7 protein-coding genes, 3 rRNA genes and 3 pseudogenes (1 of these 13 running past the window's edge) are annotated in these 14,365 nt (G+C 57.5%); 3 read left to right on the plus strand and 10 right to left on the minus strand.

The features are described from left to right. The 3 genes from JN403_RS05125 to rrf (JN403_RS05135) form a co-directional block, all read left to right on the plus strand. Nucleotides 1-1,318, plus strand: a 23S ribosomal RNA gene (locus JN403_RS05125); it begins 1,573 nt to the left of the window's first position. A 146-nt stretch (nucleotides 1,319-1,464) separates the two neighbouring features. Next, nucleotides 1,465-1,580 (plus strand): 5S ribosomal RNA (gene rrf / locus JN403_RS05130). A gap of 107 nt (nucleotides 1,581-1,687) precedes the next feature. After that, nucleotides 1,688-1,803 (plus strand): 5S ribosomal RNA (gene rrf, locus JN403_RS05135). Between the two features lie 98 nt (nucleotides 1,804-1,901). Here rrf (JN403_RS05135) and JN403_RS05140 read toward each other — a convergent pair. From JN403_RS05140 to JN403_RS05185, 10 genes and pseudogenes are all read right to left on the minus strand, one after another. After that, entirely contained in the window at nucleotides 1,902-2,402 is a 501-nt protein-coding gene (locus JN403_RS05140) for an SRPBCC family protein (protein WP_240356818.1), read from the minus strand. A 40-nt stretch (nucleotides 2,403-2,442) separates the two neighbouring features. Beyond that, nucleotides 2,443-5,893: pseudogene (locus JN403_RS05145) on the minus strand (non-ribosomal peptide synthetase). Then, complete coding sequence (locus JN403_RS05150; RefSeq protein WP_205485818.1) at nucleotides 5,890-6,834, minus strand: diiron oxygenase; 945 nt, start codon at nucleotides 6,832-6,834, stop codon at nucleotides 5,890-5,892. Before JN403_RS05150 ends, JN403_RS05145 begins: the two are co-directional and overlap by 4 nt. A gap of 49 nt (nucleotides 6,835-6,883) precedes the next feature. Beyond that, nucleotides 6,884-7,662 (minus strand): annotated as a pseudogene (locus JN403_RS05155) (DUF3050 domain-containing protein). Nucleotides 7,663-8,397: 735 nt separating this feature from the next. After that, nucleotides 8,398-9,153 carry an alpha/beta fold hydrolase gene (locus JN403_RS05160; protein WP_122624340.1) on the minus strand — a complete coding sequence of 252 codons (756 nt, stop codon included), beginning with the start codon at nucleotides 9,151-9,153 and terminating at the stop codon, nucleotides 8,398-8,400. Between the two features lie 152 nt (nucleotides 9,154-9,305). Further along, on the minus strand, nucleotides 9,306-10,049 hold the full coding sequence (locus JN403_RS05165; protein ID WP_205485820.1) for a GntR family transcriptional regulator: 744 nt from the start codon (nucleotides 10,047-10,049) through the stop codon (nucleotides 9,306-9,308). A 226-nt stretch (nucleotides 10,050-10,275) separates the two neighbouring features. After that, nucleotides 10,276-11,280: an aldo/keto reductase gene (locus JN403_RS05170; RefSeq protein ID WP_205485829.1), complete on the minus strand. Its 1,005-nt coding sequence runs from the start codon at nucleotides 11,278-11,280 to the stop codon at nucleotides 10,276-10,278. 174 nt (nucleotides 11,281-11,454) lie between these two features. Beyond that, nucleotides 11,455-12,638, minus strand: a pseudogene (locus JN403_RS05175) (MFS transporter). Nucleotides 12,639-12,737: 99 nt separating this feature from the next. Beyond that, a complete protein-coding gene (locus JN403_RS05180) occupies nucleotides 12,738-13,559 on the minus strand; it encodes an ABC transporter substrate-binding protein (RefSeq protein WP_205485831.1) in 822 nt (273 codons plus the stop codon). Nucleotides 13,560-13,581: 22 nt separating this feature from the next. Beyond that, a complete protein-coding gene (locus tag JN403_RS05185; RefSeq protein WP_108120972.1) occupies nucleotides 13,582-14,346 on the minus strand; it encodes an amino acid ABC transporter ATP-binding protein in 765 nt (254 codons plus the stop codon). Between the last annotated feature and the right edge of the window lie 19 nt (nucleotides 14,347-14,365).

Raw genomic sequence — 14,365 nt, forward strand, 5'->3', positions numbered from 1 at the left:
TCAGGTAACCAGGAACCGTACCCCAAACCGACACAGGTGGTTGGGTAGAGAATACCAAGGCGCTTGAGAGAACTCGGGTGAAGGAACTAGGCAAAATGGCACCGTAACTTCGGGAGAAGGTGCGCCGGTGAGGGTGAAGGACTTGCTCCGTAAGCTCATGCCGGTCGAAGATACCAGGCCGCTGCGACTGTTTATTAAAAACACAGCACTCTGCAAACACGAAAGTGGACGTATAGGGTGTGACGCCTGCCCGGTGCCGGAAGGTTAATTGATGGGGTTAGCTAACGCGAAGCTCTTGATCGAAGCCCCGGTAAACGGCGGCCGTAACTATAACGGTCCTAAGGTAGCGAAATTCCTTGTCGGGTAAGTTCCGACCTGCACGAATGGCGTAACGATGGCGGCGCTGTCTCCACCCGAGACTCAGTGAAATTGAAATCGCTGTGAAGATGCAGTGTATCCGCGGCTAGACGGAAAGACCCCGTGAACCTTTACTATAGCTTTGCACTGGACTTTGAATTTGCTTGTGTAGGATAGGTGGGAGGCTTTGAAGCGTGGACGCCAGTCTGCGTGGAGCCAACCTTGAAATACCACCCTGGCAACTTTGAGGTTCTAACTCAGGTCCGTTATCCGGATCGAGGACAGTGTATGGTGGGTAGTTTGACTGGGGCGGTCTCCTCCTAAAGAGTAACGGAGGAGTACGAAGGTGCGCTCAGACCGGTCGGAAATCGGTCGTAGAGTATAAAGGCAAAAGCGCGCTTGACTGCGAGACAGACACGTCGAGCAGGTACGAAAGTAGGTCTTAGTGATCCGGTGGTTCTGTATGGAAGGGCCATCGCTCAACGGATAAAAGGTACTCCGGGGATAACAGGCTGATACCGCCCAAGAGTTCATATCGACGGCGGTGTTTGGCACCTCGATGTCGGCTCATCACATCCTGGGGCTGAAGCCGGTCCCAAGGGTATGGCTGTTCGCCATTTAAAGTGGTACGCGAGCTGGGTTTAGAACGTCGTGAGACAGTTCGGTCCCTATCTGCCGTGGACGTTTGAGATTTGAGAGGGGCTGCTCCTAGTACGAGAGGACCGGAGTGGACGAACCTCTGGTGTTCCGGTTGTCACGCCAGTGGCATTGCCGGGTAGCTATGTTCGGAAAAGATAACCGCTGAAAGCATCTAAGCGGGAAACTTGCCTCAAGATGAGATCTCACTGGAACCTTGAGTTCCCTGAAGGGCCGTCGAAGACTACGACGTTGATAGGTTGGGTGTGTAAGCGCTGTGAGGCGTTGAGCTAACCAATACTAATTGCCCGTGAGGCTTGACCATATAACACCCAAGCAATCTGCAGAGAGACAGCAGGTTGCGGTGTGTGAAGACGCATGAAGACGAAAGTTTGCGAACACACAAGCTGCACCTTGATCACATACCCGATTTGCTGAAGCGTTCGAGAGAACGAATCAGTACCCGAATTTCTTGACGACCATAGAGCGTTGGAACCACCTGATCCCATCCCGAACTCAGCAGTGAAACGATGCATCGCCGATGGTAGTGTGGGGTTTCCCCATGTGAGAGTAGGTCATCGTCAAGATTAAATTCCGAAACCCCATTTGCGAAAGCAGATGGGGTTTTGTTTTAAGTGAAGGTCATACATTTTCGCTGGAACGTTACGTCAGTAACGGATCGGCCACAGAATTTCTTGACGACCATAGAGTGCTGGAACCACCTGATCCCATCCCGAACTCAGCAGTGAAACGGTGCATCGCCGATGGTAGTGTGGGGTTTCCCCATGTGAGAGTAGGTCATCGTCAAGATTGAATTCCGAAACCCCAGTCTGCATACGCAGACTGGGGTTTTGTCGTTTAAAGCCTGCCGATGAACAAGCCCAGCGGGCGCGTCGCCGTCAACGCCCCTATCGTTCAAACAGCAACGGCACGTTATTCATCGCACCATCAGCAAAGCCCTGCAAAAACTCTCTGAAGCCCTCAGCGCTCATAGGGTTGTCATCTGTAGGTTCAGCAATGATGGTCCAGGTCGCAATGCAGCTGGCACCATCCTTGGGCACAACCGTCATTGAGGCCCAGAGCTTGCTGACGCCAAGATTGTTGTAAATAGTTGTCCACGTCATAGCCATCGCGTTGTCGTCGCGAGAATTGAGTTGCTCGACAACCACAAGACTACCTTCCTTGAATTTCTTGTAACGTACCGAGCCAGGACCGTTACCGATTACTTCGATGCTCGCAAGCGCCGGAATGAATTGCGTGAAACCACCGAAATCGCCTACGACCTTCCAGGCCTCACCCGCTGGGGCGTTTATCGATATCGCAGACACCACCGGTTCTCCAGCGGGATTGGTGATCAGCGTATCGGGCGACAGGCAGCCAAGGGTGTTGAGCGGTTGAATGGCGTTCATGTTGTTCTCCATAACTTAAGGGATGTTGCGTCGGGGTGTATCAGATGAAAGCAATCTCTTTCAGGTACTCGCAGCCCTTGCGCAGCAGCGCCGGGGTTTTCGGTGGGTAGCACTCGCCCATTCGTTGAACACCCGCATGGGCGTTCTGATACGCGATCATTGATATGTCTCCGATGTCTTCCTCCAACCCGTCGAGGTAAAAGCCGAGCACGCCGAATAAAGCGTTCTCGCTGTCCACCCGTTTCAACTGGATTTGCCACTCACTGACGCTGACCATTTCGAAATCGCTGCCCGCTTCACGGAACGCGCTCACGTAATTGCCCCAGCTCAACGGCTCCGGGTTATGGAGGTTGAACACTGCGTGGGCTGGTTGATAACGGCTGGCGTGAAAGCCTATGAATCGGGCGAGAAAATCGACAGGCATCAAGTCGAAGCTCATTGAGAAATCCGGGACCTGGCCCAGTTGCATCGAACCCTTGAGCATTAGCATCAGGCGATTCTTGTGCGGCTGGCAGACACCGGTCGTGCTGTTGAATGCGATGTTACCGGGCCGGTAGATGTTTACCCACGCGCCTCGGTCACGGGCTCGCTCCAGGATCCGCTCGGCGACCCACTTGGAGAGGTTGTAGCCGTTCTTGATGTAGATGGGAGGTGTCTCGGCAGCAGGCGCTTCCAGAACGCTACCGTCGGCCCCGACGGCGCTCGAGGCTGAAAGCGTCGACACGAAGTTGAACACTTTCTTGCTGCGTCCTTCGCACAGCTTCAGGCATTCGAAGATCGGCTCGACGTTATCCTTGGCCAGGGTCTCGTAATCCTGGACATGGTTGACGTTGGCGGCGTTATGCACCAGCGCGCCAAACTCGCGATCAAGCCGCTCAAACACCTCGTTGCTCAACCCCAGCTGTGGTTGGGTGACGTCGGCGGCATAAATCCGTACTCGCGCCAGATCCAGATGCTCAAGACGGTTTTCGTGCAGTGCCTGAATAAAGCGATCCTGCGCCGTCATCCCTGCGCTTTCACGTACCAGGCAGGCGACCTCGGTTGCGCCCCACGCCAACAGCGCTTCGACGATGTGAACACCGAGAAAACCATTGGCGCCCGTGACGATGACTTTATGGACGTCCCCCATGCGCTCTACAGGCAGTACCGGCAGTTCGAAGGGCGCTGATGCATCCAGAAGTGTTTGCGGGCTGACAGTCCAGGAGGTGGTGCCGTCGCTGTCGAGCAGTGACGCCAGATTGGTCAGCGTGGGTGCCTCGATGAAACGGTTGATCGGAATGCTGCGGCCGAACCCTTCGCGAATCCCCAGCAGCATCTGCGACAGCAGAATCGAGTGGCCACCCAGGTTGAAGAAGCTCTCGTCGGTTGATATCTCGCCGGGGGAGCTCCAGAAGGTCTGCCCACAGCGTGAGGAGGAGCCTCTCGTTTTCAGTAGCGGGTAAACGACGTGGGGCTTGCTCCAGCATGTTCACTGGCAGCTGCAACAGCGCCTTGCGATCAACCTTGCCATTGCTGGCAAACGGCATGCTCGCCAGCTCTGTGTAGGCGGTCGGCCGCATATAGTCGGGCAACAAAGCTGCGACATGGTCCTTGAGCAAATGCCGAGCCGCGTCGGGTTCTACGCCGTGGGGCTGCGCGAGAAAAGCCAGGATGCGTCGCTGGTCATCTATCACGACTGCGACTTGGCGGTACAGCTGACTGTCGCGCAGGCAATGTTCGATCTCCTCAGGCTCGACCCTGAATCCCCGGATCTTGACCTGGTTGTCACGTCGCCCGGACAACTCGATACCATCGTCCGTCCATCTGCCGATGTCCCCGGTGCGATAGGCGCGCACGCTTTGGCCGTCACCCAGCGCGACATGCACATAGCGCTCATCGGTGAGCGGAGGGTTGTGGATGTACCCCAGGCACACGCCCGGACCGACGATGTAGAGCTCGCCGGGCGTCTGGTCTGCGACGGGCTGCATATCCTCGTTGAGGATCAACACTTGGCTGTTGGCGATGGGGCGACCCAGGTTGCGGTTGCTGCCGCCGGGTTGAAACCGGCCGGCGGTGATCAACACCGTGGCCTCAGTCGGGCCGTACAGGTTATGGAAATGACATTGCGCTGCCAGGCGTTCAATCACGAGGGGCTCGCAGACATCACCGCCCGTGCTCAGGTGCTTGAGCTTCAGCGGCCGGTCGATGGGCAGGATGCTCAGCAAAGCAGGCGGCAGAAACGCGTGGCTGAGATTCTGATCCAGCAGCTCGAACAGTTGCAGCGGATCACGACGCTGATCATCGTTCGCCACGATCAGCTCCGCGCCGCTGAGGAGGGTGGGGAATATGTCGATGACCGACGAATCAAAACTCAGCGTCGAGAACTGCAGCACCCGGCTGTGCTCGGACAGCTCGACATAGCGTGCATACCAGGCCGTGAAATGGCTCAGGTTGCGCTGGCTGAGCATCACGCCTTTTGGGTGTCCGGTCGTGCCTGAGGTGTACAGCGCCATGCACGGCGCGTTGATCTCAGTGCACTGTCGCATCAGCGACTGCGGCGTAGGCACAATCTCGATATGACTGATGTCCAGACCGGGCACTACAACACCCGCCAACGGATGACTCCCATCGTGCAGCAGCAACACGGCATTGGCGTTTTCGAGGATGTACTGTTGACGCTGTAGAGGCTGGCTAGGGTCCAACGGCAGGTAGACCGCTCCGTTGCCCAAAATGCCAAGGATTCCGGCGAACAGCGCCGCAGATTTTGGCATACAAATGCCGATCACAAGCGGTTCAGCTGATGCGTGCGGCAGCATGGCCTGTATCTGCTTCTGGATCGCGACACTGTTTGCGCGCAGTTGGTCATAGCTGATGCGCTCGCCGTCGATATTCAGCGCAGTGCGCTTGGCGAATTCGCTGAAGCTCCGATCAAGGCGTACTACCAATGGCTGCTCTGCGATGCTCAGCAGTTCGGGCTCGTCGGTGAAGTTGAAGCAATGCTCAAAGGCCAGTCGGTCCAGACGCAGCAGGCTTTCCTGGCGCTCACTGTGGGACGGGTCGACGCGCTCGGCGCGCGCGAAATACTCGGTATCGCGCGAGAATCGGCTGATCAACATCGCGACGTTGTCTACTAGCGTTGCGACCGCCGCGTCCCGCAACACGCGCCCGTTGCTGGGCGACGAGGCAGCCACGGCATGGCGCGCGATCAAGCGCTGCGCAGTAGCCGTCCCGAGCCAGCACACTATTTCCAGCTCAGGCAGTGCCCGCTCACCCACCGGTGTCAGGCCTACCCGGAGCCCAAGATGCACGGCTGCCTCAAATGCGTGCAATCCGGCATGGGGCACGTCGAGTGTGCCGTCTTCAATGACGACTGACGCGTCCTTCACCTCGATCAGCTCCAGCGTGGCCTGATCGCGCAGGTGGTGAATCAGATGGCCGTGGGCGTCCAGCTCTGCACTCAGTTCACTCATCGCCTGGCTGTGACCGATGAGCACAATCTCCAAGCGCTTCATTGCAATCCTCCGATAGGGAGATAGTCGGCAAGGGCGTGCTGCACGCAGGGGGATTCAAGCATCGAGCTGGAGGTGAAGAAGCGCATGATGTTGCCCACCAGCGGATGGTGGCGATTGATCGGGAAGCACATCGCCTGCGTTTCTTCCCTTAAAGCCTGCTTGATAGGCTCGGCGACCGGCAGGCTGTCGATCAGAACGAAGTCGAAAGACTTCTGGATGTCATTGGTCAAATACTGAGCGATAAACACCGGCAGGATCTGCGCAATGAACTGCTTGTCCTGCTCAGGCGCTGCATGCCAGTAGATCCTGACCAGACGTGCCCAGAATCCCGAATGCCGCCCTTCATCGAGCAGATGGTCCGCCATAAGGCCTTTGACGGACTGCTTCACCGTGTCGTCTTTGGCGAACGCGGCCACGTCGTTGGTCACGGTGTTCTCGGCGATCGCCACGCAGATGAGCTCGACCGCGCTGCGCAGGTGGTGAGGCGCCAATGCCAGAGCAGCGGGGATGGCCCGGCTGAGTTCGATTTCCTCCGGCAAGGGGATCGGCTGAATGCCGGTCAATGCGATGGTTTGTTGCATGAAGTCCATTGCCACCAGCGCGTGGTAATCCTCATCGACGACCACGGTCATGGCGTCGTAGCGGCACGCGAAGGGAAAGCGGATTGCAAAGTTGTCTTTGGCGATGCTTCGGGCGGTCTTGTCGACGATTTCGGTCTCGAAAATCACCACGTCGTTGATGAACTTGTACAGGCTCTGCACCAGCGCCAGATCGCGCAGATGGGCGCATTCGCGAGTGAACGTCTCGCTCAGCACCAGTGGCTGACGGCTGAGCGGGTAGATCAGTTTTTCGTCGTTTTCGACGATGCGGCGCGGGCGTGTCCGAATCGTCGCGCGGCCTTCCCAGGCATCGACGAATGACAGGTAGTCTTCGGCTTTCATGATGGCGTCCTTGTGTGGAGGGCTGGTCGGTTGCAAACGTGTGCCAGGCTCAAGCGCTGACTTCCCGCACTGGTTCGCGCATGGTCAGGCGAAGGGCGTCCCACAGCGCAATGCGGCTCTCGACTGCGGCGATGGCGGCGACATACACCTCGCGCTGATGCCGTTCATTGCCCGCGACCAGCCTGGCCAGCAGGTCTTCGGCCGCCGGACCGTGGTCTTCGGAGTCCACTTCAATGTGGCGTTCCAGGTAGTAGCGAAAGGTCGGTGCCTTATCGGCGGTGATGCCCCAGTCGTCGAGAATCCGCTGGAACATCTGTGGGATAACGCTCTCGCGGCCGTGCAGGAACGCGGCGGCGACGCAGTGCGCCGGCGCGTTCAAGGCAATGTCGAGGGTATCGCGGACGAAGTGAGTGGCCGCTCGGCCTGCGCCGACGCTGTTGAGCGCCGTTTTGTAGTGAACGCCTTCGCGCAACAGTTCGACGAAATGCTCGATGCGCGCCGTGCTGGCGCCGATCTCTCGCATGGCGTCCAGATAGAGCTCGAAGTGGCTGTAATGATCGTGGCGTCCCGGCCGATCATCCGACTCTTCGCCCAACACGATTTCGTTGATGAGTCGCGCGGCCTTCGGGTCTCGCGGCGGCAGCCAGGGAGCTGCGTGCATGTCAGTTCCTGCTGCAGCCGTTTGGTCAGTGACATAAAGTCCCAGACCGCGAACACATGCACCTCCATGAACCGCTGCAGAGCGTGCAGTGAATCAATTTCGGAAAAAACAGGGTGCGCGCTGAGCACTGATTTCTTTGCGATAAGTTGCTGTTTTAACAGATCCATTTTTACGTCCTTGATGAGATTGAGTACGTCACAAACTCTTTTAATTGCCGCAATTAGCGGTCGTCTTAAGTGCCCGTATAAGAGCGACTGAAACGGACTCCCGTAACTATCGGGCAATAAGAGACTGCGAACGTTACTTCGTTAATGGTCAACAATCGTGCAGGATTTAATAAGGCATGCTCACGTGGTCTATGCCCTCGCTGACCAGCGGTTATGGGCGAATGGCCGATAAGCGTTGGCGGCCAGAAAACGTTAGAACAGTTTCAAATGGTTTCGCAAATACTTTTTAATATAATTAATAGCGCATAAAAATCCGACATGAGTGAAGGCAATAAAACTTTTGAATAAAGTTTTATTGGGGCGAGCGCAACCCTTCCGGCTTATTAGAGCCAGAATTGAAATTAATGAACGAATACCTCGTTCAGCGTTGCGCTTTATTGGGCTAATACACTTTTTGAGATTTTTTGGTTTGGGCGACATTTAGGGTTTAACCTCAATGTCTCCGCCCAGGGCAATGCTCCTTTTACCGCTCCATGAGAACTGCCTGTCCTGAACCGGCTGCAGACCGATTCGTTGTTCGAGTTTGCCTGAACACGGCGGTACACCGCGTAACAACGGCCAAGTTTCACGATAGGTGCATTAGCGGCGCTCGGCCCAAGCGTGGCGCGGCGGCTTTTAGTCGTAGGAGAGGTTAGAAGGGGGGCTTAAAGAGTCGATGCAGTGGGAGAGGGCGGCTCAGCCGCCCAGCAAACCGAGGTGCGTATTGATGATGTGCAGCAGACGGTCGCGTTGCGAGCTGAGAAAGTCATGGGTGCCGCGCACTTCGATCAGCTCAAATTCCCGCCGAGTGAACTCACGCCATTTCATCATGCTTGCGGCCGTAGCGACCGGATCATCGCTGCCGTACAGACCGGTCAACGGAATATCGAGGCCCTCGTCCGCGCAGTGTGACCAGATCTCCGACAGCTTTACATCGCTGCGCACGACAGGCTCCAGCAGCTTCAGGCGTTTTTTATCCTGCGCGAAAGTGTTCGGGACCACGCCCAACCTGATTAGCGCCTGAATGAAATCGTCTTGCGGCAGCGTGTGCAAATACGGCCAGGGTTGTCGGCTGTCAGGGCTGCGGCAGCCGGAAACGAACAGATGACGTGTCAGACTCGGGTAGTGATTCTGCGCCAGTCTGGCCATTTCATAAGCGACCCGGCCGCCGAAGCTGTGGCCATAAAACGCATGGGGTTCGCTCAGGTAGGGCTGCAACGCGAGGAAGGTGTCTTGCAGCAAGGGTGCCCATTGATCGTAGGGCGTTTCCTTGAGCCGGCTGCCGTGGCCGGGCAGGCGCAGCGTCACCAGCTCGATGTGATCGGCAAGGCCTTCGGACCAGTCACGAAAGTGCTCCGGATCGCCTCCGACATGAGGGAAGCAAATCAGGCGTGTTCTGACGGGTTGTCCGGAATTGACCACCATCAGCCATTTGTTCTTTTCGGCGTGCACTCAGCTTCCCCGAGCCTTGAAAAGGCGTCATAACCGTGGAGCCGGGTCCTTCGGCGCATACACCGTCATGAACGGCGTTCGTTGATCCCTTGTGCTTTTCGGCCAATCAGGCAGTGGCGCGCAAGGTCGAGATTAAAAAACAGCAGTGAATGTCACTGGGTGACGGCACGCTTTCGTGAGGCCGCTGCAGGTTTTGCCTCTTCGGCCTTGCGGGCGCTCAAATAGGCATTAATAGCTTCAACACCACGGTTCAAGTGTTGAGTCAGCGCCTCGACCGTAGCGTTGACATCACCGGCGGCGGCCATCTCAAGCAACTCAAGGTGGTCGTGCTGGGACACCTTGCCCAGGTTCATTTGCTTGAGATTGAATCGCAGGAAACGCTCTTCCTCGTTCAAGCCGTCCTCGACCAATTTGAGCAGGCGGGTATTGTGGGCCTTGGAATACAGCACCATGTGGAACTGACGGTTGAGCGTGCCCATGATGCTGTAGTCGGTTTCGACCTCGAGCTGTTCGATGTACCCACGCGCCATGCTGATGTCTTCGGCGGTCAGAAGCGGGATTGATTGTCGCAGGGCCTCGGACTCCAGCAGGATGCGCAACGCATAGGCATCCGTTGCATCCTCGTTGATCAACGGGGCAACGACCGCACCTTTGTGGGTTTCGACACGCAGCAACGATTGAGCTTCCAGCTGCCGCAGCGCCTCGCGGACGGGCATGCGACTGACACCGAAAAGGGTCGCCAGCTCTTGCTGGCGCAAGGCGATTCCTGCCGGGAGACGTCCTTCAAGGATGGCGCTGCGCAGCTTTTCTTCGATGACGGTACGGGCCAGATGCGCAGGCGGCTGCTCATCACCCAGGGTTTCCCGCAGAAATTGCTCTTTCTCAGTCCTGCGCATGCTTGATCTTCTTCAGCTGAACAGTTATTGGATCCAATGGAACACTAGAGACCCATTGTGGCCTTGTCAAACTTTGATACAAGTCTGGCAGGCAGTCTCGGCGCGGCATTCTACAAGGGATTGCGCGTGCAGGTACTGCCATCAATCGGGATTGGGACCGCGATGTCCAGCCTCGCTTACGGACTTCGTTTGCAGCACTTGAGGCCGGCTTCTCAGTCGATCGGTATCAGGTATAACGGCCTGTCACGAAATGCTGCACATCGTTGAAACCTGGCGTGGATGCATGTCCGGGTGTCACAAGGGAGTCGATGAACGCCTCGTCCTCGGCAGTGATGTTCACGCTGAGCGCCTTGGTGTAGCTGTCCCATTGGTCCTCGGTGCGCGGTCCAACAATGGCAGACGTTACGGCCTGATTGTTCAGCACCCAGGCGATAGCGAATTCCACCAGACCCACGCCCTTGGCCTGGGTATACGCCTGCAGTTTCTGAGCGATGTGCAACGACTCGCTGCGCCATTCGGTTTCCAGAATGCGTTTGTCCTGACGGCCGGCGCGGGTGCTGCTGTCCGGCGTTACGTCGGGGGCGTACTTGCCACTCAACACGCCACGCGCCAGCGGGCTGTAGGGCACGACGCCCAAGCCATAGAACTTCGCCGCTGTGATCTGCTCCAGCTCGGCTTGGCGGTTGACGATGTTGTACAGCGGTTGGCTGATCACTGGTTTGTCGACGCCCAGGCGCTGAGCGACGTTGACCACCTCGGCGATACGCCAGCCGCGGAAGTTCGACACGCCCCAGTACCGGATCTTGCCTTCGCGAATCAGATCGCCGATGGCGGACACAGTCACTTCGAGTGGCGTGTTGTGATCTTCCTTGTGCAGGTAATGAATGTCGATGTAATCGGTGTCGAGACGCCGCAGGCTGGCCTCGATTTCATTGAAGATGTGCTTGCGATTCAAACCGCTGGTGTTCGGTGCAGTGTTGCCCGAGCTGCTGCCGACCTTGGTGGCGAGGATCCACTCGCTACGCCGTCTGGCGATGGCCTCGCCAACGATTTCCTCAGACCGGCCGGCGTTGTAGACGTTGGCCGTGTCGATGAAATTGACGCCTTCATCCCAGGCCTTGTCGATGATGCGCAGGGATTCTTCGGTGCCGGTCTGCACGCCAAACATCATGGAGCCCAGTGTCAGCGTTGAAACCTGGAGGCCGGATTGGCCAAGGGTGCGGTATTTCATTGCTCGATATCCTTTTCGTCGGGGGAAGTGGAAATCAGGACAGTCTGGGACAGGCTTGCAAGAGGTCTCGTAAAGACCGATCAGACCGACAGCTCTAGGCCGGACATACTCACCTGTTTGGGCAGCGTTTGAAAAGTGACAAATTGACGGAACTGCATGTGGCCGAGCGCAGGGTCAGAGGGAGATGTCAGCGTGAGTAAGCTTCGCGTGTCGCCCGGCCAGAAAGCACAATGTACCGCCCACCACAGTCAGGGACGCGAGGACGTAAAACATGGTTGGCGCGGGGCTATTGATCAATAAGTAGCCACAGATAACCGGGCTTAACGCTCCGCCGAAGGCCGCCAGATTCTGCGCACCCAAGTAACTCCCGCGAAGGTGATCGGGCGCAATGGTGTCGACGAACAGGTATTCGGCGGGGTAGATGATCATCTCGCCCAGCGTAAAGACGAACATCGCGGCGCACCAGGCCAGGGTGGTTTCGGCAAAACTGAAGCCAACAAGGCCGATCGCGAACAATGCAGTGCCGAGGCAAATCCAGTAGGGCAGTTGCTCGCGCTTGAGAAAACGGCCGATCTGGTACTGCATCACAATGACCGTCAGCGCGTTGCACGCCAATACGGCTGACAAGATTTTCAGCGCCTGCTCCGCCGTGTGCGTGACCAGCAGAAATTGCGACAAGTACAACGTATAGCGGCCATGCACGATGGTGCTGAGCAAGCTGCCGCCCGTGAACAGGATCAGCGTGCGATCGTTTTTCAGCGTGACCAGGGTGTCGATAAAGCTGCGCGGCAGGTATTCGGTGTCAGCGACTGTGTGGGGAATGCCGAGCATCAAAAAAGGCTGCAGAACGCGATGGCGCTGGCGATAAAAAACGGTGCCAGTGGCAGGTGCCCGGCGATGACCACGCCGAGCATCGGGCCGGTGGCGTAGCCAATGTTGGTGAGGGTGTAGCGCAGGGAGAACACCTTTGCGCGCTGTCCAATGGGCAGGTTTTCGCTGATGATTGCTTTGGAGCCGATTAGAAACAGCGCCGAAGCCGTTTCAGTGATGACCAGCGTAAGGGTCGTCAGATAGACGTTGTGGGCGAAGGTCAGTAGCGCGAAGCCGACGGCGCTGGACAGCATCGCCAGGATCAGCAATTTGCGCTTTTCCAGCCGGTCAATGACGTAGCCACCGTACAGCCCCAGCAGCGTGGCGATGAACACCGCGATGCCCATCAGCAGTCCGACGTCTTGCTGGTTGAGTCCCAATCTTGTGCTGAGGAACAGCGACAGCAACGGGCTGGTCATCGCTCGGCTCATGACGATGGTCAGCGAGCAGATCATCAACCGGCGGATGACGAGGGAGTAGGTGGCCACTGTCGTTTCTTCCGTCCTTGTTAGAGCCTTGGCGTAATCCTTTGCGGGAGCACCGGTATGGCACTCCCACATGAGCGGTCGTTGCTGATCGACCGTCTACTAGTGCCCCTGATTCATGCCGACCTTGGTCACCGCGCCCTGTTCCAGCTCCCACTTCTTGAGGATCTTGCCGTAGGTACCGTCATCCACCATCGCCTGCATCGCCTCGGCGATGGCCGCCGCCAGTTCAGGGTTGGACTTGCTGACGCCCAGGCCGGTGAACTGCTTCGAGATCGCCAGACCAAGCGGCTTGTAGGTGTCCTTCTCCTGGGACATCAGGTATGGAATGGTTTCGCTGCCTTGCATCGCGGCGTCGAGTCGGCCCTGACGCAGTTGCGCGCGTGCATCCGCCGACCCTTCCGAGCCGCTGACGATGATCGCCGGCTTGCCGTTCGCTTCGCAGTTTTCTTTACTCCAGGCCGCGATTTCCGCCGGCCAGGTGGTACGGCGGCTGGTGCCGACTTTCTTGCCGCACAAATCAGCCGGCTCATTCAGGTCAGCGTTTTTAGTCAGTGTGTACAGCTGTGGGCCGCTGGCGAAGTAGTCAATGAATGTCACCGACTTCTGCCGCTCGGCCGTGTCGGTCATGCCCGACAGAATGATATCGAACCGCTTGGTTACCAGGCCGCTGACCATCTGCTCGAACGCGGTTTCCTGCCATTTGATCTTCACGCCAAGGCGCTCTGCCAAGGCGTTGCCGAGATCCACATCCAGACCGGTCAGCGTATTGGTGCTGGTGTCTTTGAAATCCATCGGCGGGTAATTCGGGACGATGGCGGCGGTGATTTCGCCCTTTTCCTTGAGACTGGCGGGCAACGCGGCGAACACCGACGCAGAGGTCATCAGACCGGCGAGCAAGCTGGGGATGAGGATCTTTTTCATGGTCGTTCTCGTTTGTTCTGGTTTAAGTGCGAACGGCAGAAATGAAGCTTTGGGTTCTAGGGTTTTGTGGGCTTATTAGAATGTCTTCCGGGGTGCCGGCCTCCACAATCTGGCCGCCGTCCATGAACACCATCCGGTTGGAAACTTCGCGGGCAAAGCCCAGTTCGTGTGTCACCACGATCATGGTCATGCCGCTGTGCGCCAGGTCACGCATGACCGACAACACTTCGCCCACCAACTCCGGATCGAGGGCGGACGTGGGTTCGTCGAACAGCATCAGCTTGGGTCGCATTGCCAATGCGCGAGCGATGGCGACCCGCTGTTGCTGGCCGCCGGAGAGTTCGACGGGATAGGAGTGGCGCTTGTCCGCCAGTCCGACGCGGGCCAGCAACTCGGTGGCTTCTTCGGTCGCCTCTTTAGGCGAGCGCTTGAGCACCTGGATCGGGCCCTCGATCACGTTTTGCAAAGCGGTCATGTGCGGGAATAGATTGAAGCGCTGAAACACCATGCCGGTGCTCAAACGCTGACGTGCGATCTGAGCATCCGTCAGTTCGTGCAGTTTGTTGCCGACGATGCGGTAGCCCACCAGTTCGCCGTCGACCCACAAACCGCCCTTGTCGATTTTTTCGAGCTGATTGACGCAACGCAGCAGGGTGCTCTTGCCCGAGCCCGAGGGCCCGATGATGCACAGGACTTCGCCTTGTTCGACTTCAATGCTGACGTCTTTGAGGGCGTGGAACTGATCGTAGTATTTGTTCAGGCCGACGGCTTTGACGATGTTTCTCATGTTCACTCTCCTGGGCCTG

The sequence above is a fragment of the Pseudomonas sp. 15A4 genome (genome assembly GCF_016925575.1).
Lineage (GTDB): Bacteria > Pseudomonadota > Gammaproteobacteria > Pseudomonadales > Pseudomonadaceae > Aquipseudomonas.